This window comes from Rhodococcus sp. IEGM 1351, assembly GCF_030056875.1.
Taxonomy (GTDB): Bacteria; Actinomycetota; Actinomycetes; order Mycobacteriales; family Mycobacteriaceae; genus Rhodococcus_F; species Rhodococcus_F opacus.
In genome coordinates, this window is sequence record NZ_JASHKU010000009.1 from 216,783 (window position 1) to 242,445 (window position 25,663).

Annotated in this window: 24 protein-coding genes; 13 read left to right on the top strand and 11 right to left on the bottom strand. The window is 69.5% G+C overall.

Annotation, left to right across the window (positions count from 1 at the left end):
* The first annotated feature begins 162 nt into the window (after positions 1–162).
* Entirely contained in the window at positions 163–1,494 is a 1,332-nt protein-coding gene (locus tag QM806_RS18170) for an MFS transporter (RefSeq protein WP_210461479.1), read from the top strand.
* 16 nt (positions 1,495–1,510) lie between these two features.
* Here QM806_RS18170 and QM806_RS18175 read toward each other — a convergent pair whose 3' ends face one another.
* The 6 genes from QM806_RS18175 to QM806_RS18200 all read right to left on the bottom strand — a co-directional run bounded on the left by QM806_RS18175 (position 1,511) and on the right by QM806_RS18200 (position 8,276).
* Entirely contained in the window at positions 1,511–2,365 is an 855-nt protein-coding gene (locus tag QM806_RS18175; protein WP_265147048.1) for an FAD binding domain-containing protein, read from the bottom strand.
* The gene (locus QM806_RS18180) at positions 2,362–4,737 is read right to left on the bottom strand and encodes a xanthine dehydrogenase family protein molybdopterin-binding subunit (protein WP_007301144.1); all 2,376 of its coding nucleotides are present in this window, start codon (positions 4,735–4,737) and stop codon (positions 2,362–2,364) included. Before QM806_RS18180 ends, QM806_RS18175 begins: the two co-directional genes overlap by 4 nt.
* Positions 4,734–5,264, bottom strand: coding sequence for a (2Fe-2S)-binding protein (locus QM806_RS18185; protein WP_005570244.1), 531 nt, complete (start codon positions 5,262–5,264; stop codon positions 4,734–4,736). The genes QM806_RS18180 and QM806_RS18185 overlap by 4 nt, the downstream gene beginning before the upstream one ends.
* Positions 5,265–5,360: 96 nt before the next feature.
* Positions 5,361–6,476 (bottom strand): vWA domain-containing protein, encoded by a 1,116-nt coding sequence (locus QM806_RS18190; protein WP_283292286.1) that lies wholly within the window; start codon positions 6,474–6,476, stop codon positions 5,361–5,363.
* Between the two features lie 5 nt (positions 6,477–6,481).
* The gene (locus tag QM806_RS18195; protein ID WP_005255298.1) at positions 6,482–7,375 is read right to left on the bottom strand and encodes an AAA family ATPase; all 894 of its coding nucleotides are present in this window, start codon (positions 7,373–7,375) and stop codon (positions 6,482–6,484) included.
* 61 nt (positions 7,376–7,436) lie between these two features.
* Positions 7,437–8,276: an SDR family NAD(P)-dependent oxidoreductase gene (locus QM806_RS18200; protein WP_005571901.1), complete on the bottom strand. Its 840-nt coding sequence runs from the start codon at positions 8,274–8,276 to the stop codon at positions 7,437–7,439.
* 70 nt (positions 8,277–8,346) lie between these two features.
* Here QM806_RS18200 and QM806_RS18205 point away from each other — a divergent pair, with 70 nt between their 5' ends.
* Together QM806_RS18205 and QM806_RS18210 are read left to right on the top strand one after the other, a co-directional pair.
* Positions 8,347–9,153 (top strand): TrmH family RNA methyltransferase, encoded by an 807-nt coding sequence (locus QM806_RS18205; RefSeq protein ID WP_005255302.1) that lies wholly within the window; start codon positions 8,347–8,349, stop codon positions 9,151–9,153.
* A gap of 2 nt (positions 9,154–9,155) precedes the next feature.
* Complete coding sequence (locus tag QM806_RS18210; protein WP_039952940.1) at positions 9,156–9,446, top strand: DUF2537 domain-containing protein; 291 nt, start codon at positions 9,156–9,158, stop codon at positions 9,444–9,446.
* A gap of 15 nt (positions 9,447–9,461) precedes the next feature.
* Here the strand turns inward: QM806_RS18210 and QM806_RS18215 are convergent, their stop codons facing one another.
* The 3 genes from QM806_RS18215 to QM806_RS18225 all read right to left on the bottom strand — a co-directional run bounded on the left by QM806_RS18215 (position 9,462) and on the right by QM806_RS18225 (position 12,032).
* On the bottom strand, positions 9,462–10,238 hold the full coding sequence (locus QM806_RS18215) for a DUF6928 family protein (RefSeq protein ID WP_133986141.1): 777 nt from the start codon (positions 10,236–10,238) through the stop codon (positions 9,462–9,464).
* Between the two features lie 72 nt (positions 10,239–10,310).
* On the bottom strand, positions 10,311–11,168 hold the full coding sequence (gene sepH / locus QM806_RS18220) for a septation protein SepH (RefSeq protein ID WP_043792786.1): 858 nt from the start codon (positions 11,166–11,168) through the stop codon (positions 10,311–10,313).
* Positions 11,169–11,285: 117 nt separating this feature from the next.
* On the bottom strand, positions 11,286–12,032 hold the full coding sequence (locus QM806_RS18225) for a GntR family transcriptional regulator (protein ID WP_133986142.1): 747 nt from the start codon (positions 12,030–12,032) through the stop codon (positions 11,286–11,288).
* Positions 12,033–12,208: 176 nt separating this feature from the next.
* On the opposite strand from QM806_RS18225, the gene QM806_RS18230 reads away from it, so the two are divergent.
* From QM806_RS18230 to QM806_RS18255, 6 genes are read left to right on the top strand one after another with little or no spacing between them, the layout of a single operon-like run.
* Positions 12,209–13,225, top strand: a complete 1,017-nt coding sequence (locus QM806_RS18230) for a BMP family protein (protein WP_005571896.1) — start codon at positions 12,209–12,211, stop codon at positions 13,223–13,225.
* Between the two features lies 1 nt (position 13,226).
* Positions 13,227–14,774, top strand: a complete 1,548-nt coding sequence (locus QM806_RS18235) for an ABC transporter ATP-binding protein (protein WP_005571895.1) — start codon at positions 13,227–13,229, stop codon at positions 14,772–14,774.
* Entirely contained in the window at positions 14,771–15,889 is a 1,119-nt protein-coding gene (locus tag QM806_RS18240) for an ABC transporter permease (protein ID WP_120659657.1), read from the top strand. Before QM806_RS18235 ends, QM806_RS18240 begins: the two co-directional genes overlap by 4 nt.
* A complete protein-coding gene (locus QM806_RS18245; RefSeq protein WP_054248648.1) occupies positions 15,886–16,809 on the top strand; it encodes an ABC transporter permease in 924 nt (307 codons plus the stop codon). The genes QM806_RS18240 and QM806_RS18245 overlap by 4 nt, the downstream gene beginning before the upstream one ends.
* 23 nt (positions 16,810–16,832) lie before the next feature.
* Positions 16,833–17,813, top strand: a complete 981-nt coding sequence (locus QM806_RS18250) for an ornithine cyclodeaminase family protein (RefSeq protein WP_064080925.1) — start codon at positions 16,833–16,835, stop codon at positions 17,811–17,813.
* Positions 17,810–18,295 carry a nucleoside deaminase gene (locus QM806_RS18255; protein ID WP_005255312.1) on the top strand — a complete coding sequence of 162 codons (486 nt, stop codon included), beginning with the start codon at positions 17,810–17,812 and terminating at the stop codon, positions 18,293–18,295. Before QM806_RS18250 ends, QM806_RS18255 begins: the two co-directional genes overlap by 4 nt.
* A gap of 64 nt (positions 18,296–18,359) precedes the next feature.
* Here QM806_RS18255 and serC read toward each other — a convergent pair whose 3' ends face one another.
* Complete coding sequence (gene serC / locus QM806_RS18260; RefSeq protein ID WP_005255313.1) at positions 18,360–19,481, bottom strand: phosphoserine transaminase; 1,122 nt, start codon at positions 19,479–19,481, stop codon at positions 18,360–18,362.
* A gap of 41 nt (positions 19,482–19,522) precedes the next feature.
* Positions 19,523–20,653, bottom strand: coding sequence for a citrate synthase 2 (locus QM806_RS18265; RefSeq protein ID WP_133986146.1), 1,131 nt, complete (start codon positions 20,651–20,653; stop codon positions 19,523–19,525).
* Between the two features lie 270 nt (positions 20,654–20,923).
* Here QM806_RS18265 and pdxH point away from each other — a divergent pair, with 270 nt between their 5' ends.
* The 4 genes from pdxH (at position 20,924) to QM806_RS18285 (ending at position 25,660) form a co-directional block, all read left to right on the top strand.
* The gene (gene pdxH / locus QM806_RS18270; RefSeq protein WP_005263311.1) at positions 20,924–21,595 is read left to right on the top strand and encodes a pyridoxamine 5'-phosphate oxidase; all 672 of its coding nucleotides are present in this window, start codon (positions 20,924–20,926) and stop codon (positions 21,593–21,595) included.
* Between the two features lie 42 nt (positions 21,596–21,637).
* A complete protein-coding gene (locus QM806_RS18275; RefSeq protein WP_005567345.1) occupies positions 21,638–22,924 on the top strand; it encodes an MFS transporter in 1,287 nt (428 codons plus the stop codon).
* Positions 22,925–22,976: 52 nt separating this feature from the next.
* Positions 22,977–23,936, top strand: a complete 960-nt coding sequence (locus QM806_RS18280) for an aldose 1-epimerase family protein (RefSeq protein ID WP_005567346.1) — start codon at positions 22,977–22,979, stop codon at positions 23,934–23,936.
* A 428-nt stretch (positions 23,937–24,364) separates the two neighbouring features.
* Positions 24,365–25,660: a citrate synthase gene (locus QM806_RS18285; RefSeq protein ID WP_005263314.1), complete on the top strand. Its 1,296-nt coding sequence runs from the start codon at positions 24,365–24,367 to the stop codon at positions 25,658–25,660.
* The last annotated feature ends 3 nt before the right edge of the window (positions 25,661–25,663 follow it).

Below are 25,663 nucleotides of genomic sequence, written 5' to 3' on the forward strand. Positions count from 1 at the left end.
GCGGCGCGGGGAAACCCCTTGCCGGAGAACGTAGCCGGCATCCGGAGTAATCCGGCCGCCGATGTCCCCCAGGGCCGGTCGATGGCGCGCGGGGCCCGGGAGCAAGATGGATGTGTGCCGCCCGAATCCGAGTCCACTGCCTCAGCCCAGCCGAAGACCGGCATGTTCGTCGCTCTCCGCACCCGGAACTACCGGCTGTGGGCGTCGGGGCAGATCGTCTCCCTCGTCGGAACCTGGATGCAGCGGGTGGCGCAGGACTGGCTCGTCCTGACGTTGTCGAACGGCAATGCACTCGCGGTCGGCATCGTGATGGCACTGCAGTTCGGTCCGACCCTGTTCCTGTCCGTCTGGGGCGGCGTGCTCGCCGACCGGTACGACAAGCGGCGCATCCTGATCGCGACGCAGGTGTCGATGGCGTTGTGCGCACTGGTGCTCGGGTTGCTGGACGTCGGCGGGCTGGTGGCCCTGTGGCACGTCTACCTCATCGCGTTTCTGCTGGGTTGCGCGTCGGCGATCGACGCGCCGGCGCGGCAGTCGTTCACGATCGAGATGGTCGGCAAGGAGTCGCTGCCCAATGCCATCGCCCTGAACTCGATGACGTTCAACACCGCTCGCATCATCGGCCCGGCGATCTCCGGTGTGCTGATCACCCTCATCGGCACGGGGTGGGTGTTCCTGCTCAACGTGGGCACGTTCACCGGTGTGCTGATCGCCCTGCTGATGATGAACGCCCGCGAACTGTTTACGGCACCCCAGGCGGAACGAGGAAAGGGGCAGGTCCGCGAGGGTTTCCGTTACGTGTGGGGTCGCACCGACCTGCGGGTGCTGATGGTGGCGGTGTTCATGGTGTCGACGTTCGGGCTGAACTTCCCGATCAGTCTCGCCGTTCTCGCCCGCAACACGTTCGAGCGCGGCGCGGACGCCTACGGACTGCTGTCGACCACCCTCGCCGTGGGCACGCTGGCCGGCGCCACGATCGCCGCGAAACGCAAGACCCCGCCGCGCCTGCGCACGTTCCTCGGCGCCGCGGCCGCGTTCGGGGCGTTCGAGATCCTGGTGGGACTCATGCCCACCTACGTGCTGGTCGCGATCATGCTCGTCCCGACCGGCGCGTTGACGCTGACGTTCACGACGGCGGCGATGAACATCCTGCAGATGTCCGTGCCGTCCGAGATGCGCGGCCGGGTGATGGGCATCTACATGCTGTGTTTCCTCGGCGGCACCCCGCTGGGCAGTCCGGTTCTGGGCTGGCTGGCCGACGTCCTGGACCCCCGCGCCCCGCTCGTGATCGGAGGTGCGATCTCCCTGGTGAGCGGCATCGGCGCAGCGCTCTACCTGATGCGGCACCAACGAGTGCGACTGAAAGTACGCAGACCGGATGCGGGCCGCTACCTTCCGGTGTTCGAACTGCACAACGTTCTCGAACCACACCCCGTGGTGGTCTGCGACGCCACCGAGCAGGCCATGGAAGCGAGCCGCGACCCGCGGTCCTGACGGCTGCCGCAACCGTTCAGACGCCGACCGCCGTCGCCACCGCCCTCCGGGTCAGCACTCTCGCGAGGTGGCTGCGGTACTCGGCGTCGGCGTTGCCGTCGGTGATCGGGTCGGTGCCCTCGGCGGCGTGTTCGGCCGCCGCCCGGATCAGTTCCGGATCGGCGGCATTGCCGACGAGCGCGTCCTCGACACCGCGAGCCCGCACCGGCACTGCCCCCATGTTGGTCAGCGCCACCCGGGCCTGCCGGATCGTGCCGCCGTCGACCTGGATCGTCGCGGCCACCGCCACGATCGACCATGCCTCCGCGACCGTGTTGAACTTCTCGTACCGTGCCTCCCAGCCGGTGTGCTTGGGAACCCGCACGTCCACGAGGATCTCGTCCGGTCGCAGCGTGGTGGTGTAGTAGCCCTCGAAGAAGTCCGCGACCGGGATGCTCCGCCTGCCCGCGGTACCCACGGCGGTCAGGGTGGCGTCGAGTGCCAGTGCGGGGGCGCAGAGGTCGCCCGCCGGATCGGCATGCGCCAGAGCGCCACCCAGCGTGCCGCGATGCCGGATCTGCGGATCGGCGACGGTGCGGGTGGCCTCGACGAGCAGCAGCGCGTGCTCGTGAACGAGCGGGTCGCGGATCAGGTCGTAGTACGTGGTCATCGCACCGATCACGAGGCTGTCTCCGTCGTCGCGGACGCCGCGCAACTCACCGATCCGGCCCAGGTCGACGAGGGTGCTCGGCGAAGACAACCGCAGCCGCAGCACCGGTAGCAGGCTCTGGCCGCCCGCGAGTATCTTGGCGTCCTCCCCGGCCTCGGCGAGCGCGGCCACCGCCTGATCGACGGAGGTCGGGGACACGTAGTCGAAGCTTGACGGAATCATCGGGCACCTCCCTGAGCGGTGTGGATGGCGTTCCAGACCCGCATCGGCGTACACGGCATCTCGACGTCGCGCACCCCGAACTGGCGGACGGCGTCGAGGACGGCATTGACGACGGCCGGGGTGGACGCGATCGTCCCCGCTTCACCGACCCCCTTGACGCCGAGCGGATTACCGGTGGCGGGTGTCTCGGTGCGGCCCGTGGTGAACGTCGGCAGATCCGCCGCCGACGGCACGTGATATTCGGCGAACGAACCCGACAGGAGGGTGCCGGACTCGTCGTACACCGCCTCCTCGTACAGAGCCTGCGCGATGCCCTGGGCGAGTCCGCCGTGCACCTGACCCTCCACGATCAGCGGGTTGACCACGTGCCCGATGTCGTCGACGCACACGTAGGAGCGGATGCCGACCTTCCCGGTCTCGGTGTCCACCTCCACCGCGCACAGGTGCGTGCCGTGCGGGAACGAGAAGTTCTCCGGGTCGTACGCGGCCTCGGAATCCAGATTCGGTTCCACACCCTCGGGCAGGTCGTGCGCGGCGAACACGGCGAGCGCGACATCGGCGATGCCGACAGCTTTCTCGGTGCCCTTCACCCGGAACCGGCCCTCGGTGAACTCGAGATCGTCCTCGGCGCACTCCATCAGGTGCGCCGCGATGGGCCTGGCCTTCGCGATCACCTTCTCGGCGGCCTTCACTACGGCGATCGCGCCGACCGCCAAAGACCGGGAACCGTACGTGTCCATGCCACGCGGCGAGGTCTGGGTGTCGCCGTGCAGCACCTCGACGTCCTCGAACGGAACCCCCAGCTGATCCGCGACCACCTGGCTCCACGCGGTCTCGTGACCCTGGCCGTGCGCCGACGAACCGGTGACCACCTCGACCTTGCCGGTGGGCAGCATCCGGATCGCCGCGTGCTCCCACCCGCCGGCCCCGTAGGCCAGCGCGCCGAGGGTGCGCGACGGTGCCAGCCCGCACATTTCGGTGAACGTGGACACCCCGATGCCGAGTTGCACCGGATCCTTCCGCTCGCGGCGCTCAGCCTGTTCGCGCCGGAGCCCGTCGTAGTCGAACAACTCCCGCGCGTGCGCGGTGGCGGCCTCGTAGTTACCGGAGTCGTACGTCAGGCCCGCGACGGTGTCGAACGGGAACTCCTCGTGGGTGATCCAGTTCTTCGCCCGCAATTCCAGCGGATCCATCGACAACTCGGTCGCGAGTTCGTCCATCATCCGCTCGATCGCGAACGTCGCCTCCGGGCGGCCCGCCCCGCGGTACGCGTCGGTGGGCACCTTGTTGGTGAAGACGTTGGTGCACGTGAAGTGATACGCCGGGAACTTGTAGATGCCGTTGAACATGAACGCGCCCAGGATCGGCACCCCCGAGGTGACCAGGCGCAGGTACCCGCCCATGTCGGCGAGCAGTTCGACCTTCATTCCGGTGACGGTGCCGTCGCGGCGGGCGGCCAGTGTCAGTTTCTGGATCTGGTCGCGCCCGTGATGCGCCGCGACCATCGATTCGCTACGCGACTCGGTGTACTTGACGGGCTTGCCGAGTCGCCGCGCGACGAGCAGCGCGATGACTTCCTCCGGCGTCACCTGAAGCTTGCCGCCGAAACCGCCGCCGACGTCCGGGGCGACCACGCGCAGTTTGTGCTCCGGTATGTCGAGCGTCATCGCCAGCATCAGCCGCAGGATGTGGGGAATCTGCGTGGCCGACCACATGGTGATCTGGGCGCCGGTCGGGTCGACCACCACCGAGCGGGGTTCCATGAACGCCGGGATCAGCCGCTGCTGCCGGAACGTGCGCTCGACGAGTACCTCCGCGTCGCGGATGGCCTGCTCGACGTCGCCGCCCGTGCCGGCCTCCGCGGAGTCGAAGGTCCAGGTGGCGCTGACGTTCGTCCCGAGATCCGGGTGCACGAGGTCGGCGCCGTCGGCGGCCGCGCCCGCGAGATCGAGCACGACCGGCAGTTCGTCGTACTCGACGTCGATCACCTCGAGTGCGTCGTGCGCCTCGTACGCGCTGCGCGCCACCACGACCGCGACGGCCTCGCCGGCGAAGTTGACGCCGTCGACCGCGAGGGACGGGGCGGGCGGCGACTTCATGTCCGGTGTGATCGGCCAGGCACACGGCAGGCTGCCCTGCTCGTCGGCGAGATCGGCGCCGGTGAGGACCGCGACGACCCCGGGCATCTCGCGGGCGGCGGAGGCGTCGACACCGGTGATGCGGGCGTGCGCGAACGGGCTGCGCAGAATCGCCAGGTGCTGCATGCCGGGCAGGACGAGGTTGTCGGTCCAGCGGGTGCGGCCCGTGACCAGATGTTCGTCTTCCTTGCGTGTGCGGGCCTTCCCGATCTCCGGTTCCGCGGTGGCGGTCATCGCACACCTCCCTGCGCGGTGTCGGTCTTCGGTGCATCCGCCGTCGGTGCTTCGGTGGTGCCGCCGCCGCGCAACCGCTGCGCCGCATCCTGCACCGCGCTGACGATGTTCTGATACCCGGTGCAGCGGCACAGGTTGCCTTCCAACCCCAGCCGCACCGTCCGCTCGTCCGGGTCGGGTTCCTCGGCGAGCAGGTCGAGGGTCTGCATGATCATGCCGGGGGTGCAGTAGCCGCACTGCAGGGCATGATTGTCGCGGAACGCCTGCTGCACGGGGTGCAACGTCCCGTTCCGGGACAGGCCTTCGACGGTGAGGACGTCGCCGCCGTCGGCCTGCACGGCGAGCACCGAGCAGGACTTGACGCTGTGACCGTTCAGATGAACGGTGCACGCCCCGCAGTTTCCGGTGTCGCAGCCGATGACGGTGCCGACCTTGCCGAGCCGATCCCGTAGATAGTGGACGAGGAGTAGTCGCGGTTCCACCTCGTCCGTGTATGTAGTTCCGTCGACGGTGACAGTGATGCGCATCGCGCCTCCAAAGCCGGGAGCCTCAGGTGATACGTCCTACTCTGCGCCGACGGAGCGCGACCAACACCCGAAATCGTGGAACCGGTTCCGGATCGGTCACGTTCGGCGCGCGACCTCGAGCAGTTCCTGCAATGTCGCGAGACTGTGGCCGGCGAGCAGACGATCGACGTACGGCAGCGCGGCCGCGATCCCGGACTGCACCGGCTCGTACCCGTCCGCGCCGGCGTGCGGATTCACCCACAGCACGGTGCGGGCGAGCCGGCGCAGCTGAGCCATCTGCTCCGCGAGCAGGGTCGGGTCACCGCGCTCCCAGCCGTCGGAGAAGATCACCACGACGGCGCCGCGCGCCACGCCCCGCCTGCCCCAGCGGTCCAGGAACGCGCGCAGCGTCTCGCCGAGACGGGTGCCGCCCGCCCAGTCGGGCACGGCCCGGCCCGCGGCGGCGAGCGCCACTTCCGGGTCGCGGACCCGCAGTGCCCGCGAGAGCCGCGTCAGCCGAGTGCCCAGCGAGAACACCTCGGTTCCTGCGGGGTTGCCGCGGGCGACGACGTGCGCGAAGCGCAGCAGCGCATCGGCGTACGGGCTCATCGATCCGGACACGTCGATCAGCAGCACCATCCGGCGCGACCGGGTTGCCTTGCGGTGGTGGCTCGGCCGCACCGGTTCGCCGCCCGCCGCGAGCATGCCCCGCACGGTGCGCCGCGGGTCCACGGTGCCCCGGCGGGCCGGGCGCATACGGATGGCCGGGCGGGTCGGGGGCCGCGGGCGCAGGGCGGCGATCAGCTCGGCGAGGTGCGCGCGCTCGGCCGCAGTGAGGTCGGCGATGTCGCGGTGGCGCAACACCTCGGTGTCGTCCGCGGCGACCCGCAGATGCGGCGCGTCGCCACCGGTGTCGCCGCCCTCCGTCGTGGTCAGAGCCGCGATACTGGCGCGGCGAGGCTGCTCCCCGGACCGCGGCGTGCGAGCCGGGACGGTACCGCCGAACCAGGCCGAGAACGCCGAGTCGTACCGCGGGATGTCGTCGGGACCGCGGCACAGCGTCGCGCGACCCGCCCAGTACACCTGGCTCGGATCGCCCACATCCACCTGGCCGAGGGCTCGCGTGAACGCGGCGACGGCGTCCGACGCGACCGACAGTCCCGCCGCCGCGAGGGCGTGCGCGAACCCGGCGATGCCCACCAGCGGGTCGCCGCTGTCCGGGGTCGTGGACACGCCTCTCACCCCGCCAGGAGCCGGTCTAGTCCGACCCGGGCCACCCGTTCGAGGTCCTCGCGGTACTTGAGGACCGCGCCGAGCGTCGCGGCGGCGGTCTCCGCGTCCAGCACGTCCCGATCGAGTTCCCGCAGTGCGCGCGCCCAGTCCAGCGACTCGGCCACCCCCGGCGGCTTGAGCAGTTCCATCTCGCGCAGGGAGTGGACGGCCCGGGCGACCTGGCCGGCGAGTTCGGCCCCGATTCCGGGGATGCGGCGGCGCAGGATCGCGACCTCCCGCGCCAGATCGGGGTGTTCGAGCCAGTGGTAGAGGCAGCGGCGTTTGAGGGCGTCGTGCACCTCGCGGGTGCGGTTGGAGGTGAGCACCACCAGCGGTGGTGTCGCCGCCCGCACCTCGCCCAGTTCGGGGATGGTGACGGCATTCTCGTCGAGGACCTGCAGCAGGAATGCCTCGAACTCGTCGTCGGCGCGGTCGATCTCGTCGACGAGCAGCACGCACGGCGCTTCGGTGAGGGCCCGCAGCAAGGGGCGCGCCAGCAGGAACCGCTCGGTGTACAGCGAGCGTTCGACCGTGTCGGCCTCGAGCGTGCCGTCGCTCGCCGCCTCCAGCGTCCGCAGGTGCAGCAACTGCCGCGGGAAGTCCCAGTCGTAGAGCGCCTGCGCGGCGTCGATGCCCTCATGGCATTGCAGGCGGATCAGCGGCAGACCGAACGCCTCCGACAACGCGGCCGCGAGCGACGTCTTGCCGGTGCCGGGTTCGCCCTCGCAAAAGAGCGGACGTCCCATACGGATGGCGAGGAACGCGGCCATCGCGACGCCGTCGTCGGCGAGGTAGCCGGTGGCGTCGAGCGCCCGCGCCAGTTCCGCTGGCGAACCGATCGTCGGCGTGGAATCACTCACGCCCGCGAGCCTAGGTGAGTGCCGGCCCCCGGATACGCGACTCGGACAACCCCGTCGGCGGTCAACCGTCCGGCTCCACCCTGCCGCGGTCCTCGCTCAACCGCCGGAACATCGCGGTGGCGCCGAACCTCGCGGCCGCCCGTTCGACCAGTCCCGGCGCGATCTGTGACAGGGCGAGCAGCGGGCGGATCGGCGCTCCGCTCTCGACGATCTCGGGCCGGTCACGCCGAATCGCCCGGATCACGGCGGCGGCGACCTTGTCGGTGCTGGTCTCGCCCGTGATCCGGCCGGCCCTGATTCCGCGTTCCGTCATCCGCTGGTACATGCCGTCGCCGGCGATGAAGCCGGGGCACACGACGGAGAAACCGACGGGCGAGCCTGCGTACTCCGCGCGCAGCGACTGGGTGAGACCGATCAATCCGGCCTTCGTCGCGGCGTACGGCGCGCAGTACGCCGGACCGATCTTCGCGGCCAGCGACGAGATGAACACCACGTGACCGCGACCGCGGCCCAGCATCCCGGGCACCACACGGCGCGTGAGAAGTAGTGGCGCGGTGAGATTCACGTCGACCATGGCGGTGAGCTCGCCGGGGTCGAGTCGGGTGAAGGCCGAGACGTTCTCCACGCCGGCGTTGTTCACCAGCAGGTCGAGGGGGCCGACCGCCGCCTCGGCGCGGTCGATCAGCGAATCGAGCTGACCGAGCCGGTCCAGGTCCGCGGGCACGGCCTCGGCACGCACACCCAGCGCACGCAGTTCTCCGACGATGTCCGCGAGGCGGTCCGCACGCCGGCCGGATACCGCGACGGCGACGCCCTCCCTCGCAAGGGCCCGGGCGACGACGCGGCCGAGACCGCCGGAGGCGCCGGTCACCAGAGCCGTGCGTCCCTGCAGTTGCTTCATTCCTCCGAGCTTTCGCGCTCGGTGGAGGGGAGTCAACGCTGTGACGCCCCGCATACGGCACGATGGACCGGTGGTTCACGTCATCGACATAACAGATCCGGCCGACACCAGGCTGGACGACTTCCGCGATCTCAATTCCTCGGACCGCCGTCCCGACCTCCCCGAGGGCAAGGGTCTGGTGATCGCGGAAGGCGTGCTGGTGGCGCAGCGCCTGCTCACGTCCCGGTTCGACCCGATCGCGCTGCTCGGCGTCGATCGGCGGCTGGAGGAACTCACGGACGACCTCGCGGACGTGGACGTGCCGTTCTATCGGACGACGGCGGACGTGATGGCCGAGGTCGTCGGGTTCCACCTCAACCGGGGTGTGCTCGCGGCGGCGCGCCGCCCCACGCCGCTCGAACTGCCGGACGTGCTCGAGCATGCCCGGACGGTCGCGGTGCTCGAGGGCGTCAACGATCACGAGAACCTGGGCTCGATGTTCCGCAACGCGGCAGGGCTCGGCGTCGACGCCGTGGTGTTCGGCAAGGGCTGCGCCGACCCGCTGTACCGCCGGGCGGTCCGGGTGTCGATGGGGCACGTTCTCCGGGTTCCGTTCGCGCACGTGACGAAGTGGCCGCACGACCTGGACGCGTTGCGGGAGCGGGGTTTCCAGCTTATCTCGTTGACCCCGAACCCCGAGGCGGTGACGTTGGCCGAGGCGATGACGGGGGAGAAGGTGGCGTTGCTGCTCGGCGCGGAAGGCCCCGGCCTCACCGAACACGCCATGCGGGCCACGGACATTCGTGCCCGCATTCCGATGGCACCCGGCACGGACTCGCTCAATGTCGCGACGGCGGCGGCGATGGCGTTCTACGAGCGCGTCCGCACGGGCCGGTGACAATGCTGCACCCTCATTCCCCGTCTCCGCCGCCGACGGGGACACCGTGGTCGACCGGACTCCTCGTGGCGGGCTTCGCCGCGGTCGTGGTGGCGGTCGCGGTCATGGCCTTCGGCTCGCAGCTCGCGCGGATCAACCCCGCCCTGGCGGTGATCCTCGAACTCGTCGTGGTGGCCGGGGTCGCACCGTCGGTGTGGCGACTACGCCGGGCATCGGTCTGGCGGTGGCTGGTGTACGGGGCCGCGGCCGGGGTTGTCGCCGGCTGGACGGCGCTGCTCGTCGGCGCCGCCTGACTCCGGCCGGAGTCGTCAGAAACCGAAGTAACGGCGGAGGAGTCCGCCCTTGTGAGCCGGTGGCGGAGCGGGCGCCGGCACCGGGCCGGGAGCGGGGGCGGGGGCGGGTTGTTCCGCCTCGACGGCAGGCTCGATCTCGGGCCCCTCGCCGGGCGGGTGAACGGTGAAACCGAGCACGGTGAGCGTCTTCGGGTCGATCTCGGTGCCCTCGGGGTCGCCCGTGTACCGGAAGCCCAGCCATTCCCGGTTGGCGCCCTCGGCGAACTGCTGCGGGTGGAACGGCAGCGACTGCGGGTCGGGCAGGACACCCGCCGGGTGTTTCAGCGGAAAGTCGCCCGCCCAGAACGGCCTCTCCCACACCAGGGGGATACCGAGGTCCTCGTGGATGTGGACCGGTGTCGCGCTGAACGACCGCGTCAGGTGCCCGTCCTCCCACATCGCGAACGAGCCCCACGCGATGTCGGGCTTGGACGCCACATAATACGTCTTCGCGAATTCGGTGGGCCGGATGCGTGTTTCGGGCAGAGTCGACGGTCGGGGGACGGCCAGGTCGGGCCCGCACACGACGGTGACACCGGGGTAGGAACCGATGTGCACGGTCCCGGCGGCATCGAGCCGCGCGGCCTCGACCAGCGGAACCGGACCGGTGGGGGTGGCCACCAGATCGGGATAGAGGCGGGAGGCGAGCTGCTGCGCCGCGCCCGGATCAGGATCCGGGTGGCCGTGCAGCACAGCCGCAGGGTCGGGGACGTCGACGTACCAGATCGTTGATACCTTGGCCCCCACGGTCATCCCTCTCTTCCGGTGTCTTCCTGAAAGAGTACGACCCCGACCGTGTTCCCGGCCTGCTCACCGCGCAGACGGTCACCGTCCGCTGCTGCGGACACCGAGCAGGACGTCGTCCCAGGACGGGAGGGCGGGTTTGCCGCGCTTGTCCTTGTTGTTCGTCTGGTGCGGGGCGATCTTGGGTGCGGCGGGTTCCTCGGACGGGGCGGGCTCGTCCGAGAGCTCCTCGGTGACGTCGGCCTCGATGATCTCCTCGGGCTCGATCGTCGGCACCTCCACCTCGGTGGGGAACTCGGCGAGTTCGAGCTGCTCCGGCTCGTCGGACGCCACCGGCGCCAATCCGCGGAGCGGACGGCCGAAGTCGGGATCGATCAGGTCGAACGCGGTGTCGTCGAGCGCGACGATGGTGCCACCGTGCGCGTCCGGCTGATACCGCCAGTGCGCCGCGTTGGTGGTCCGACCGGCCTGCCACTGCAGCTGGGCGACCCAGTGATTGTCCTCGTCGCGCCACGCATCCCACGTGGCGTCGTCGATGTTGTGCCCCCGCGCGCGGAACGCCTGCGTGACGATCTCGGCGAGAGTGGGAACGGCGGGGCCGTTGTCGCGGACCGGGTGTCCGCCCTGCGCCATCTCGGCCGCACGGGAACGTTCGAGCAGGACCGGATACGCGAACCGCTCCACCTTCGCCAGGGGGATACCGGCCTCGTCGGCCACCTGTTCGACGGAGGCGCCGGCACGGATGCGGGCCTGGATTTCGCGGGGCCTGAGCTGACTGTCCATTTCGATCTCAATCTGGCCGAGTCGAGCGATGTCCCCGCGGGATGCGGCGCGGAGTTTGTCATCGGCGGGAAGCCGGAATTTTTCGCCGGTACTGGCATCTGCGCACACGACGTGCGATCCATCAGGCTCGAGACCGATCACTCGAAGCTCTCGCACGTTGACCTCCTTATCGCGCCGGCTCGCGACTTTGCACCTGGGCAACTGTAATTCATTCGTGACAGCCCGCGCGGCAGGACACGCGCGGGTAAATCCCGTCCCGGCGTCGCGTGCGCGCTAGGCTTCGTCCTTTCGTGATCGGTCCTTCCTGCGGGGTGTGCGCTGCCTTGTGCGGGTGGCCTCGACCGGGTCGATCGCTGGTGCAGACCAGTGTTCGGCCAGCTCGAGGCTGGGTTCGCGGCCGGAGGCGACGTGCCGGTACGCGATCTCCGCGGCGCGGTCGACGTCGCCCGCCGCGATCGCGTCGTACAACTCGGCGTGCTCGTCACATTGCTGTCCGGGATCGCGTTCCTTGGTGAGGTGGAACAACCACTGCACGCGCGTCGCGAGCGGTTGCAGCATCGACTGCAGCAGGGGACTGCCGGACATCTCCACGATGACGGCGTGGAATGCGGCGTTCGCGGCGGCGATGGCGGGCTTGTCATCGCGAACGGTGGCCGTACGCGCCGCGGTGAGTTGGTCGCGCAGCGCCGTGAGATGGGAGTCGTCCGCTCGCTGCGCCGCGAGCCGGGCCGCGAGCACCTCGAGGCTTTCGCGGACGTCGAAGAGGTCACGGACCTCGTCGACGCCGAACGGGGCGACGATCGCCCCGCGACGCGGGACGATCACGACGAGTCCGTCGGTCTGGAGCTGTTGCAGGGCCTCGCGCAGCGGGATCCGGGACACCTGCAGTTCTGCGGCGAGGTCGCGTTCGATCAGGCGCTGGCCCGGCGCGAGCAGCAGGTTGACGATGCGACTACGCAGTTCTTCGTACGCGGTCTCGCGCAGCGACTTCGGCGCCGACGTGTCGGTTGCACCGTTCACCCGGTCTCCTGTCGTCGTGGTGGCCACGTCCGCCACCGTAGAACGCGTCCGTGCGCCGCCCTCGGGTGGATGCGGGTCCTTACGTCTGTGTAACACGGCGGAAATGCCGCGCCCCCAAGATTCAAATAACGGTATACCGCTAACTGTGGCGGTTCCTGAGTCAAGGAGTCCAGCGCGTGAACACGACCCTCTCCGCCCGAGCCCGAACCCTCGTCCCCGCGCTGTGCGCGGCCGCGACTCTCGCGGCGACCCTGACGGCCTGCGGGTCGACGGACGCAGGCACCGCCTCCGGCGACACCCTCCGCGTCGGGGTGTTCTTCCCCGGCTCCGTCTCCGACACGGGCTTCATGGAATCGGGGTATCTCGGCTACCAGCGTCTCGAGGAAACCCTCGGTGACCGGCTGGAGCTGAGTTACGTCGAGCAGGTCGCCGCCGCCGACTATCAGCAGGCCCTGGTACGGTTCGCGACCGCGAACGACCTAGTCGTCTCGCTCGGCGGCCAGACGGACGCCGACGTCCGCAAGGTCGCACCCCAGTTCCCCGACGTGAAGTTCGTCGAGATCGGCGGACCCGCCGACGCGTCCCCGCTGCCGAATCTCGCCTATTACGACCCGCAGCAGGCGGAGGCCGAGTTCCTCAGCGGAGCGGTCGCGGCGACGGCGTCCGAGACCCCGTCCGTGTCGTTCGTCGGCGGTGTCGAACTGCCCGCCATCGTGAACGCCGCGAAGGCCTTCGGCAACGGCGCCGAGTTCGCGCGGCCCGGCACCCAGGTGCTCACCCCGCAGTACCTGGGCGACTTCAACGACCCGGCCAAGGCGAAGCAGGCCGCGCTCGCCAACTACGGCGCCGGCGCGGGCGCGGTGGGGCAGATCGTGAACCTCGGCAAGTCCGGTCTGGAACAGGCCGCCACACAGTCGGGCGCCCTGATGGTGGGCGGCCCGATTCCCGGCGACTGCTCGAACCCCGCCTACATCGGGTACGTGCACACCGACATCGGTAAGGAAGTGGAGTACGCCGTCCGGTCCACCCTGGACGGGACGTGGAAGGCCGAGAACGTGGCCTTCGGCCTCACGTCACCGAACGGCGGCACCGACTTCCTGCTCTGCGGCGCCGACCCCGCCGTCGCCGACGCACTCGACAAGGCGAAGACCGCCCTGTCCACCGGCGCCGTCGAGCCCTACCGAGCGGGCTGACATGAGCACACCAGCACTCCAACTCACGGGAATCGGGAAGAGCTTCGGCGACGTCCGGGCCCTCCACGGTGTCGACCTGTCGGTGCAACCCGGAACGGTGCACTGCATCCTCGGGGAGAACGGGGCCGGGAAGTCGACGCTCTGCAACGTCGTCTACGGCGGTCTGCGACCGGACACCGGAACGATGACCCTCTCCGGTCGCAGGTACGCGCCCGCTTCGCCCGCGGCTGCGATGGCGGACGGCGTGGCGATGGTGCATCAGCACTTCAGTCTCATCGGCACGATGACCGTGGCCGAGAACCTGCTGCTCACCGGACGGGGGCTGCGACTGCGCCGCGCGGAACTGCGGACCCGCCTCGATCGGCTCGCCGACGACTATCACCTGCGGATCGATTCGGACGCGCTGGTCTCGGCCATGCCGATCGGTGCGCGGCAGAAGGTCGAGATCGTGAAGGCCCTCCTCACCGACCCCTCGTTGATCCTGCTGGACGAGCCGACCGGGGTGCTCGACCCCGGCGAGATCGACGCCCTGATCGAGACGTGCCAGGCCGTCGCGGCGGCGGGCAAGGCGGTAGTCCTCGTCACCCACAAACTCGGCGAGGTGGCCCGCGTCGCGGACGCCGCGACCGTATTGCGGGGAGGCGAGGTGGCAGGCGGGGGCCGCATGTCGGAGTTGACGATCCCCCAGCTGACGACGGCGATGGTCGGAAGACCGGTGTCGGAACTCAGTCCGGTGCTCGCGGCGGGAGTCGGCGCGGAGAGCGATGTCGGCGCGACGCCCGAACGGTGGGCGACCGGCCCCGTCGTCCTCGGGATCCGCGGCGTCCGCGCCACCCGGGCGGACGGCAGTGTCGCCCTGTCCGGCGTGGGGCTCGAGGTGCGGGCCGGTGAGATCGTCGGGATCGCGGGCGTCGAGGGGAACGGGCAGAGCGAACTGGTGGCCGTGCTGTCCGGGGCGACCCGACCCGAGTCCGGCACGGTCACGCTCGGTGACGCCGACATCACGTCGGCGTCCCCGGCCCAACGCACCCGGCTCGGTCTCGGGGTGGTGCCGGAGGACCGCCACCGAGAGGCGATGGTGGCGGAACTGTCCCTGTCGGAGAACCTCTTCCTCGGCCGCCTGCACCGCTTCCGCAGGATGGGTCTGCTCGACCGCCGCCGGATGGACGCCGCGGCCGGGGACCTGATCGAGCAGTTCTCTGTGCGGACACCCGGGCCGGGAACATCCATGGGTTCGCTGTCGGGCGGCAATCAGCAGAAGGTCGTCCTGGCCCGCGAACTCTCGACGGAGAACCTGCAGTGTCTGGTCGCGGCGCAGCCCACCCGCGGACTCGACGTCGGGGCGGTCGAATTCGTTCTGAACCAACTCCGCGGCTGCGCGTCCGCGGGAAACGGAGTCCTGGTCGTGTCCAGCGAGATCCCCGAACTGCTCGCGCTCTGCGACCGCATCTTCGTCAGCTACCGCGGGGCCCTGCTCGGGCCCGTCGACACGTCGGCGGCCACTGCGGGGCAGCGCATCGGTGAACTGATGACGGGAACGGCGGCATGACTCGACTTCGAATCCGGGTGCACCACCCACTTCCCGTGGCGGTCGCCGCGATCGCGGTCGCGGGACTCGTCGGACTGCTCCTCGCCGCGGCCGCGGGTGCCACCGTGCCCGAGACCGTCGAGGCTCTGTCCGAGGGGATGTTCGGCAGCAGCTACGCGATCGGAGTCTCGCTCAACACAGCCGCGGTGCTGGCTCTCGTCGCGGCCGGGTTCACCGTCGCACACCGGGCCGGACTGGTGAACGTCGGTGGCGAGGGCCAGCTGTGTGTCGGCGGCATCGCCGCGACCGCGGTCGGCACCGCTCTCGGGGAGGACACCCCCGCCCCGATCGCCGTCACCGCGGTACTCCTCGCCGCGGCCGGTACCGGGTGGTCGTGGGCCGTGATCGCCGCGTACCTGCGGGTCCGCCGGGGCACGAGCGAGATCATCACGACGCTGCTGCTGAACTTCGTCGGCCTCGCGCTGGTGCTGCTGATGGTGCACGAGCCCAGCCTCCTCCGCCAGCCCGTCACGTCGTCGGAGACGCTGCCGCAGTCCGCGCCGCTGATCGAGACCGCGCACCTACCGCTGCTGGGGATCGAACGCTCGCCGGGGACGATCGCGCTGTGGATCGCGCTGGTCGCGGCGCTGATCGTCGGCGTTGTCCTGCGCCGGACGGCGGTCGGCGCCCGGCTGCGCTCCGTCGGCCTGAACCCGGATGCGTCGGCGCGGCTGGGACTGCCGGTCGGACAGCTGCGATTTCTCAGCCTGTCCTGCGCTGGCGCGTTTTCCGGGCTCGCGGGCGGGATCCTCGTCGCGACGGCACCGTTCGTGCTTGTCGAAGGATTCTCCTCCGGCTATGGGTTCTCCGGGCTGGTCGTCGGACTCCTGGCGCGCGGTTCCATGCTGGCCGTCGGCGCCGTGTCGCTGCTGCTCGGCTTCCTCGTGTCCGGCGGAATCAATCTTCAACTCGCAGCCGGTGTTCCGGCATCGACCGTGTCGATCGTGGAATCGCTCATGATCATCCTGATCGCGGGAGCGGTGCTGTGGACCGCGACCGGCCGGAGATCGAGATCCGCGGCCGCGACGACGGCGAAGACCCACGACGTCCCCGACCTGGCTGGAGCGAAGCAATGATGAACACGGTGTCGGACATCGCCGTCAGCGGCGTGGGATTCGCACTCCCGATCCTGGTGGCCGCGAGCGGGGAACTGGTGAGCGAGCGGGCGGGCGTACTGAACCTCAGCCTCGAGGGCATGATGCTGACCGGGGCATTCGCCAGCGTGCTCGGCGCCGTCACCACCGGATCCGCGGTGGGCGGCCTCGCGGCCGGATTGGCGGCCGGGGTGCTGTTCGGACTGCTGCAGGCACTGCTGAGCGTCACGCTGCGCGCCGACCAGATCGTGGTGGGCATCGCGAGCAACGCCCTCGCCCTCGGCGCCACCACCTACGGCGCCCGGCTGCTCCTCGCGGACGGCAAGGGGCAGAATGCCCCGGGTTTCGCGGTCGTCGAGATCCCGCTGCTGCACCGGATCCCGATCCTCGGACCGGCACTCTTCTCGCAGACGGCCCTCGGCTACTTCTGCTTCGCGGTGGTCGGGCTGCTGGCCGTCACCCTGTCCCGCCGGACCCGGGCAGGTCTCGTCGTCGACGCGGTCGGGGAGGACGCGAAGGCGGCAGACTGGAGCGGACTGCCGGTGCGGAAGATCCGTTACCTGTGCGTGCTCGTCGCGGGACTGACGGCGGGACTGGCCGGCGCGCAGCTCGCGCTGTCCGAGGTGCGCTCGTTCAGCGACAACATGACCGCCGGAATCGGGTACCTCGCCGTCGTGGCGGTGATCGCGGGCAGGTGGCGCGCGCTCGGCGTGATCTGGGCGTCCGTGTTCTTCGGGATCGCGCAGGCGCTCCAGTTCGCGTTGCCCGCGCTCGGTGTCAGCGTCCCGTTCGCCCTGCTCGTCATGCTGCCCTACGTGATCGCGATCGCCGCGGTCAGTGGATTCATCCGCAACAGCCGCTCACCCGCAAACCTGACCGTCGCGTTCGCGCGCGCGTCCTGATCGATCTCAGCGAGGAAACTCTTGTGACACTGATCCTTTCCCATTCCGACGTGGCCGGCCTCATCGACCGCGCCGAGGTGTTCGCCGCGGTGGAACGGGCGCACGCCGACCTGGCCGCCGGGACGGCATCCGCACCCGCCCCACCCGCCATGACCCTGCAGTCCGCGGCCTTCGTCCCGATGGTCGCGGCGGCTCAGTCGGCCGGCGCGGCCGCGGTGAAGATGCTGGTCGATCTTCCCGGCAACGCCTCCCGCGGTCTGCCCGTCCAACGCTCGGCCGTACTGGTCGCGTCCGCGGACACCGGTGAGTGCGAGGCCCTGCTCGACGGCCGCCTGATCACTGCCGTGCGCACCGCCGCCGCCAGCGCCGTGGCCACGAAACACCTCGCCCACCGAGGCAGCCGGGTGCTGGGGCTGGTGGGCGCCGGGACCCTCGCCGTCGAACACGCCCGGGCGATCACCCGGGTGTCGGACGTCGAGACGGTGCTGGTGTGGTCGCGCTCGGACGCGACGGTCGAGGAATTCCGCAGCCGAACAGAGGATCTCGGCATCTCGGTCAAGCCGATGGACTCGCCCGAGGCGGTCACCCGGTCTTCCGACGTCCTCTGCACGCTCACGCCGTCGAGGGACCCGATCGTGCGGGGCGCCTGGTTCGGCGAAGGCTTGCACGTCAACGCCGTCGGTGCGCCCCCGCGCGCGGACCACCGGGAGATCGACGGCGAGGGAATGCGACGGGCCCGGGTGGTCGTCGACTCGGTGGCCACCACCATGACCAAATCGGGAGAGACGCTGCTGGCGCTCGCCGAGGGAGCGATCAGCGAGGGCGACGTCGCCGTGGAGTTGGGCGACGTGATCGTGGGCCGCACCGTCGCCCGCACCTCCGATCGGGACATCACGCTGTACAACTCCGTCGGGATCGGCCTCCAGGACCTCGCCGCGGCGCGCATACTGATCGACAGAGCCCGGGAACGGGGCGTCGGAACAGAAGTGGATCTGAGTCGATGAGCCAGAGCGATGTCGACGACGTGGACCTTGCGCACCTGCGGCGAGCCATCGAACTCGCCGACGAGACGGGCGACGCGGGCAACAGACCGTTCGGTGCGGTGGCGGTGGGGGCGGACGGTCATGTGATCAGCGAGGGCGCCAACTCCGTCGCGACGTCCGCCGATGTCACCGAGCACGCGGAACTCGACGCGATCACCACCGCCTGCGGTGAGGGACGCACCGGCGACCTCGTCGGCGCCACCATGTATGCCAGCGGTGAGCCGTGCCCGATGTGCAGTGCGGCGATGGTGTGGGCCGGCATCACGCGGGTTGTCTACGCGGCGTCGTCCGCGGACTTCTCCCGGATTCTCCCGGACGGCCCCCGGTTCACGCTGGGCTGCTCCGACGTGCTCGAGTCCGCGAGCGTCGAGATCGAGGTCAGCGGACCGCATCTCGGCGACGAGGCGCTCGCACCGTTCCACCGTTTCCTCGACACGGACTGACCCCCGAACGCCGTCAGCCCCCGGCACCGAGGTGGCGGGGGCTGACGGACGTGGGTGCCGGGACTCAGCCGAGCTGCGAGACGACCCAGTCGATGCTCTTCGTGAGCTGCGAGACGTCCTCGGGATCGATCGCCGGGAACATGCCGACACGCAGCTGGTTGCGGCCCAGCTTGCGGTACGGCTCCGTGTCGACGACGCCGTTGGCGCGCAGGATCTTCGCCACCTGAGCCGCGTCGATCTTGTCGTCGAAGTCGATGGTGCCGACCACCTGCGAGCGGTGAGCGGGATCGGTGACGAACGGGGTGGCGTAGTCGCTGGCCTCGGCCCACTGGTACAGGCGCGAGGACGAATCGGCGGTACGCGAGGTGGCCCAGTCGAGGCCACCCTTGCCGTTCAGCCAGTCGATCTGGTTGGCGAGCAGCAGCAGCGTCGCGACCGCCGGGGTGTTGTACGTCTGGTCCTTGGAGCTGTTGTCCACGGCGATGGGCAGCGACAGGAAGTCGGGGGTCCAGCGACCCGACTCCTTGATCTCCGCGACGCGCTCGAGCGCCTTCGGGCTCATCAGCGCGATCCACAGTCCGCCGTCGGCGGCGAAGCACTTCTGCGGGGCGAAGTAGTACACGTCGGCGTCGGCGACGTTCACCGGCAGGCCGCCGGCGCCGGACGTGGCGTCGATGGCGATGAGCGCATTCTCCGAGCCCGCGGGACGCGAGACGGGAATCGCGACACCGGTGGACGTCTCGTTGTGCGCCCAGCCGATGAGGTCGACGGACGGATCCGAGACCGGCTCGGGAGCACTGCCCGGGTCGGCGGAGACGACGATCGGGTCGCCGATGAACGGGTTGTTCTTCGCGACCGACGCGAACTTGGAGCTGAACTCACCGTTCGTGAGGTGCAGCGACTTCTCCCGGATCAGGCCGAACGCGGCCGCATCCCAGAACGCTGTGGTGCCACCGTTGCCGAGCACCACCTCGTAGCCCTCGGGCAGGGAGAACAGATCGGCGAGGCCGGACCGCACGCTGGCGACGACGTCCTTGACAGGCTTCTGGCGGTGGCTGGTGCCGAACACCGAGGAGCCCACCTCGACCAGCGACTGCAGCTGTTCGGGGCGAACCTTCGACGGTCCGCAGCCGAAACGTCCATCGGCGGGCAGGAGGTCTGCGGGGATGATCGGTGTGGAGGTCATCGCTACTTTCTGTTCCTTACTGGTTCTGGCGGGGGAGACGGTCAGCTGGTGTGGGCGATCTGGTCCCAGCCCTCGACGGATTCGGGGGTGCGGGGTGCGGGTCCGGTGTAGATGGCGGCGGGGCGGACGAGTTTGCCGAGACGCTTCTGTTCGAGGATGTGGGCGCACCAGCCGGCGGTGCGGCCGCAGGTGAACATCGCGGGCATCATGTGTGCGGGGACCTCGGCGAAGTCGAGGATGACCGCGGCCCAGAATTCGACGTTGGTTTCGATGGCCCGGTCGGGGCGGCGTTCGCGCAGTTCGGCGAGGGCGGCCTGCTCGAGGGCGGCGGCGGCCTCGTAGCGGGGGGCGTTCAGGCGTTTCGCGGTGGCGCGCAGCACCCGGGCGCGGGGGTCTTCGGCGCGATAGACGCGGTGCCCGAAGCCCATCAGCTTTTCCTTGCGGTCGAGGATGCCCTTGACCAGGGCGCGGGCGTCGCCGGACTTCTCGGTGTCCTCGATCATCGGCAGGACGCGGGCGGGGGCGCCGCCGTGCAGCGGGCCGGACATCGCGCCGATCGCCCCGGACAGGGAGGCGGCGACGTCGGCGCCGGTGGAGGCGATGACGCGGGCGGTGAAGGTGGAGGCGTTCATGCCGTGTTCGGCGGCGGAGACCCAGTAGGCGTCGATGGCGGCGACGTGGGCGGGGTCGGGGTCGCCCTTCCAGCGGACCATGAACCGTTCGGTGACGGTTGCGGCTTCGTCGATGCGTCTCTGCGGGACGGCGGGCCGGTAGATGCCGCGGGCGGACTGGGCGACGTAGGACAGGGCCATGACGGAGGCGCGGGCGAGTTGTTCGCGGGCGGTGTCGTCGTCGATGTCGAGGAGGGGCTGGTATCCCCAGATGGGGGCGAGCATGGCGAGGCCGGCCTGGACGTCGACGCGGACGTCGCCGGTGTGCACGGGCAGGGGGAACGGTTCGGCCGGGGGTAGTCCGGGGCCGAAGCGGCCGTCGACGAGCAGGGCCCACACGTTGCCGAACGTGACGTGCTTGGAGACGAGTTCTTCGATGTCGACGCCGCGGTAGCGCAGGGCGCCGCCGTCCTTGTCGGGTTCGGCGATGTCGCTGGTGAACGCGACCACGCCTTCCAGTCCGCTGACGAAATCGTCCGGTATTGCCGCGCTAGCTGACATAGCTCGTGGACTCTCCTCGTTCGAGTGCCCCCGGTCAGAGCGGCACTGTCTCGGCGTTCGACAATTGCGCTGGGCGTGCATGCGGGATGGGCAGGCACCCTCGTCCGCGCAATCGACTTCCCTTCCCCGGGCATCGCACGATCGCGGCTGCAATCCGAGGGGACGGGTTCGGTCCCCAAAACTTTAGCCGGTGTCACCGGAGAGTTGATCAGTGCATACCCGGGAGTAGCGTTCTCGGCTGTGTCTCCAGATGCAGAACAGCCGAAACCGGTGAACAAGGACCTCGCGGCCATGCGCGTCGGTTACGCACACCAGGGCGCTGACGGACGGTACGTCGACTCCGATCTGGACGCCGACCAGCTGAGCGACGGCTGGCTTCCCCTGATGCGCCTGTGGCTCGAGGACGCCGTGGAGGCCGGGGTTCCCGAACCCAACGCGATGACACTCGGAACCGTCGACGAGCACGGACATCCGTGCACCCGCACCGTCCTCTGCAAGGGATTGAGTGCCGACGGTGTGCTGTTCTTCACCAACTACGACTCGGACAAGGGCCGCCAGCTGGAGGCGGTGCCCTACGCGTCGGTGACGTTCACCTGGGTGCCCGTCGCCCGGCAGATCACCGTCCGCGGTCCAGTCGAGCGCGTGAGTGCCGAGGTCACGGACGAGTACTGGCACAGCAGGCCCCGCGGATCCCGGCTGGGGGCGTGGGCGTCCGAACAGTCGAAGCCAATCGGTTCGCGGGCCGAACTGGACGCCGCGCTGCTGCACGCGGCGGAGCGCTTCCCCGTCGACGTCGACATCCCGGTCCGGCCGGACTGGGGCGGAATCCTGATCCGCCCTGCGGTCGTGGAGTTCTGGCAGGGCCGCGCCAACCGGATGCACAACCGCATCCGGACGTCGCTGGCCGACGGCTCGTGGACGGTGGAGCGACTGCAGCCGTGACGGCCGGGGAATAGTGAGCATGGGAAACGAGCTAAGGGAAGAATGACCGACACCGTCACCGAGAAGAAGAAGCGGCGGCTGCTCGCCGACACGGCGCCGCTGCAGAACCGGGACTACCGCCGCCTGTGGGCGGCCGGGATCGTGACGGTGATCGGCGGGCAGCTCAGTGTCGTCGCCGTGCCGCAGCAGGTGTACGAGATCACCCGCAGCTCGGCGTACGTGGGTCTGACCGGTGTCTTCGCGCTGGTACCGCTGATCGTGTTCGGTTTGTGGGGCGGCGCGCTGGCCGACGTCATGGACCGGCGGAAACTGCTGACGATCACCACCGTCGGACTCGGTGTGACGTCGGTGCTGTTCTGGGTGCAGGCGGCGCTGGGACTGGACAACGTGTGGCTGGTACTCGGACTGCTGGGGTTGCAACAGGCGTTCTTCGCGGTCAACCAGCCCACCCGCAGCGCGATCATCCCGCGGCTCATCCCCGCGGAACAGCTGGCCGCCGCCAACTCGCTCAACATGACGGTCATGCAGTTCGGCGCCATCGCCGGACCGCTGCTCGCCGGCGTGATGATTCCGACAGTGGGGCTGTCGACGCTGTATCTCGTCGATTCGATCGCCCTCCTGGCCACACTGTGGGCGGTGCTGCGGCTGCCCGCCATCCCGCCGACGGGGGAGTCGCGCCGGGCCGGGCTGCGCGAGGTGTTCGACGGGTTCGCCTACCTCGCGACGCAGAAGGTGCTGCTCGCGTCGTTCGTCGTCGACATCATCGCCATGGTGTTCGGCATGCCGCGGGCGTTGTTCCCGCAGATCGCGCACGACACGTTCGGCGACCCGGCGTCGGGCGGTGTGGCGCTCGGACTGCTGTTCGCGGCGATGTCCTTCGGCGCGGTGGCCGGTGGGGTGTTCTCCGGTTGGCTGCCGAGGGTCCGGCGCCAGGGCCTCGCCGTGATCGTGTGCATCGTGTTGTGGGGTCTCGCGATGGTGGGCTTCGGCGTGGTGGTGGGGATCGCCTCACCCGGCGACAGTCCGGTCCTGTTGTGGATTGCTCTCGCGTTCCTCGCATTCGGCGGCGCCGTCGACATGGTCTCCGCCGCGTTCCGCAGCACCATGCTCCAGCAGGTCGCCACGGACGAGATGCGCGGACGACTCCAGGGCGTCTTCATCGTCGTCGTGGCCGGGGGCCCGCGGATCGGTGACGTCGTGCACGGCGCGGCCGCCGCGGCGGTCGGGACGAGCGTGGCGGCCGCGGGCGGTGGCGTCCTCGTCGTCGTCGGTGTGGTGATCGCCGCGCTCGTGTTCCCGGCACTGGTGCGTTACAAGGTCACCCGCTAGGTTCCTGTGCGCCATCACATATCTCGCGCCCATCTCGGGCACACTGAAGTGCATGGGTGAACCGCAGTCTTCGAAGACGGACAGGCCTGCCACGGCCGGATTCGAGATCCGGGGAGGCGGCTACCGGGCCGGCATCGCGGCTACCGGCGCCGGACTACGGCTACTCGAATGGGACGGTCCGGACGGGCCGATGGCGCTCACCGAGACGTGGGACATCGGAACCCGGCCACCGTTGTCGGCAGGGTTGATCCTCGCGCCGTGGCCCAACCGGATCCGCGACGGCCAGTTCGTCTTCGACGGCATCGACCATCAACTCGAGATCACGGAGCCGACATTCGGCAATGCCAGTCACGGATTCGTCCGCCGCCGGGACTGGCGTGTCGTGAATCACGCCGACGACCGCATCGAGTTGTCGATCGACGTCGGCCTCCACAAGGGGTGGCCGTACCCGCTGCGGCTCACCGTCGCCTACGTCGTGGACGACGACGGCCTGACCGTGACGCACACCGCCACCAACACGGGAGCCATCCCGGCACCGTTCGGGATGGGCTTCCACTCCTACGTCCGCGCCGGCGACTTCCCGCTCGACGAGTGCACGCTGCGACTGTCCGCCGGCACCCGGCTGCCTCTCGACGAGCGCATGCTGCCGAGTGGGGGTTCGCGGCCCGTGGCAGGCACCGAATACGACTTCACCAGCCCGCGCATGCTGGCGGGCGTCGCGCTCGACACCCCGTTCAGCGCACTGGACGTCGACGCGGACGGCAGGTCGCGGCACGAATTGCGGGCGCCGGACGGCACCGGAACGATCCTGTGGGCGGCTCGTGAGTTCGGCTGGCTGCAGGCGTTCGTCGCGGATCCCGAGGCCGGGAAGTCGTATCCGGGACGCGGGCGGGCGCTGGCGCTCGAACCGATGACGTGCCCGCCGGACGCGTTCAACTCCGGGATCGATCAGTTGGTGCTCGCTCCGGGGCAGCAGTGGACGGGTGTGTGGGGCATGTCCGCGGTGGCGTAGCGGTTCAACTTTCGAGCATCGAGTGCCCACTTGGTGAGACGGTGTAACACCGGTCGCGGTCCGGCCGATACGTCGGGCGGGGGTTCGTCTGTCGCGGCTGCGGCACTTTGTGTCACCCTCTGTCCTTCCCTCACCGCGTCGCGCATCGCGGTGTGCGTTCTCCGCCGTCTTCGGCATCTGTGCAGGTAACGCGGCCAGTCCAGTCTCGGGTAACTGGCCCTCACCGATTCCACTCCCGTGCCGTGCGGGCAAATCGGACACTCGCCGATCCCGTTCGGCGACCCTTCTCGGTGGTCGCCGCGCATCCCGCGGCGGACCCGGATCACGGGCTCTGAGCGGACCCGCCTTCGGCACGCAGGCCAGAGTGGGACTAGTTTCTACCTGAATGAAGTTGTTACTCATTGGTTTGAGCTTGAGAGGGATGCTTCGTGCCTGACAATGACACAAAGCCCACGCTTACCTACCCTGGTGGTGAGCACACGATGTCCATTGCCAGGGCAACCGAGGGCAATGACGGTATCGAACTGGGCAAGCTGCTCGCCAGCACCGGGTACACCACCCTGGACCCGGGTTTCGTCAATACCGCCTCCACCAGCTCCGCGATCACCTACATCGACGGTGAGCACGGGATTCTCCGCTACCGCGGGTACCCGATCGAACAGCTGGCCGAGAAGTCGACTTTCATCGAGGTCAGCTATCTGCTGATCTACGGTGAGCTGCCCACCACGGCGCAGCTCGAGTCGTTCACCGACCGGATCCGGCGCCACACGCTGCTGCACGAGGACCTCAAGAGGTTCTTCGACGGATTCCCGCGGAACGCACACCCGATGCCGGTCCTGTCCAGCGCAGTCAACGCGCTGTCCGCGTACTACCAGGACTCCCTGGACCCGGCCGACCCGGAACAGGTCGAGCTGTCGACCATCCGCCTTCTCGCGAAGCTGCCGACCATCGCGGCCTACGCCTACAAGAAGTCCGTCGGGCAGCCGTTCCTGTACCCGGACAACTCCCTGAACCTGGTCGAGAACTTCCTCCGGATGACGTTCGGCTTCCCCGCGGAGCCCTACGAGATCGATCCCGAGATCGCCAAGGCTCTCGACATGCTGCTGATCCTGCACGCCGACCACGAGCAGAACTGCTCGACGTCGACGGTGCGGCTGGTCGGCTCGTCCGACGCCAACCTGTTCACCTCGATCTCCGGTGGCATCAACGCACTCTGGGGCCCGCTGCACGGCGGCGCCAACCAGGCCGTGCTGGAGATGCTCGACGAGATCAAGGCCAGCGGCAGCAACGCGGACGACTTCGTCCGCAAGGTCAAGAACAAGGAAGACGGTGTGAAGCTCATGGGCTTCGGGCACCGCGTCTACCGCAACTACGACCCGCGCGCGGCGATCGTCAAGAAGACGGCGCACACCATCCTCGAGAAGCTCGGCGGCGACGACGAGCTGCTCGACATCGCGATGGCGCTCGAAGAGGCGGCGCTCACCGACGACTACTTCGTCGAGCGCAAGCTGTACCCGAACGTCGACTTCTACACGGGTCTGATCTACCGCGCGATGGGCTTCCCCACGCGCATGTTCACCGTTCTGTTCGCCATGGGCCGCTTGCCCGGGTGGATTGCACACTGGCGCGAGATGCACGAAGATCCCGCTACGAAGATCGGCCGTCCGCGCCAGATCTACACCGGTTACACCGAGCGTGACTACAAGGACGTCACAGGTCGCTGATCG

What these genes read in the sequence shown, in the direction of transcription:
- QM806_RS18210 (WP_039952940.1), top strand. Translation starts at nt 9,156, where the DNA reads ATGCTGCACCCTCATTCCCCGTCTCCGCCGCCGACGGGGACACCGTGG.
- QM806_RS18240 (WP_120659657.1), top strand. Translation starts at nt 14,771, where the DNA reads ATGACTCGACTTCGAATCCGGGTGCACCACCCACTTCCCGTGGCGGTC.
- QM806_RS18200 (WP_005571901.1), bottom strand. Translation starts at nt 8,276, where the DNA reads ATGAAGCAACTGCAGGGACGCACGGCTCTGGTGACCGGCGCCTCCGGC.
- QM806_RS18175 (WP_265147048.1), bottom strand. Translation starts at nt 2,365, where the DNA reads ATGATTCCGTCAAGCTTCGACTACGTGTCCCCGACCTCCGTCGATCAG.
- QM806_RS18180 (WP_007301144.1), bottom strand. Translation starts at nt 4,737, where the DNA reads ATGACCGCCACCGCGGAACCGGAGATCGGGAAGGCCCGCACACGCAAG.
- serC (WP_005255313.1), bottom strand. Translation starts at nt 19,481, where the DNA reads ATGACCTCCACACCGATCATCCCCGCAGACCTCCTGCCCGCCGATGGA.
- QM806_RS18170 (WP_210461479.1), top strand. Translation starts at nt 163, where the DNA reads ATGTTCGTCGCTCTCCGCACCCGGAACTACCGGCTGTGGGCGTCGGGG.
- QM806_RS18215 (WP_133986141.1), bottom strand. Translation starts at nt 10,238, where the DNA reads ATGACCGTGGGGGCCAAGGTATCAACGATCTGGTACGTCGACGTCCCC.
- QM806_RS18265 (WP_133986146.1), bottom strand. Translation starts at nt 20,653, where the DNA reads ATGTCAGCTAGCGCGGCAATACCGGACGATTTCGTCAGCGGACTGGAA.
- QM806_RS18245 (WP_054248648.1), top strand. Translation starts at nt 15,886, where the DNA reads ATGATGAACACGGTGTCGGACATCGCCGTCAGCGGCGTGGGATTCGCA.
- QM806_RS18280 (WP_005567346.1), top strand. Translation starts at nt 22,977, where the DNA reads ATGGGTGAACCGCAGTCTTCGAAGACGGACAGGCCTGCCACGGCCGGA.
- QM806_RS18185 (WP_005570244.1), bottom strand. Translation starts at nt 5,264, where the DNA reads ATGCGCATCACTGTCACCGTCGACGGAACTACATACACGGACGAGGTG.
- QM806_RS18235 (WP_005571895.1), top strand. Translation starts at nt 13,227, where the DNA reads ATGAGCACACCAGCACTCCAACTCACGGGAATCGGGAAGAGCTTCGGC.
- QM806_RS18275 (WP_005567345.1), top strand. Translation starts at nt 21,638, where the DNA reads ATGACCGACACCGTCACCGAGAAGAAGAAGCGGCGGCTGCTCGCCGAC.
- QM806_RS18255 (WP_005255312.1), top strand. Translation starts at nt 17,810, where the DNA reads ATGAGCCAGAGCGATGTCGACGACGTGGACCTTGCGCACCTGCGGCGA.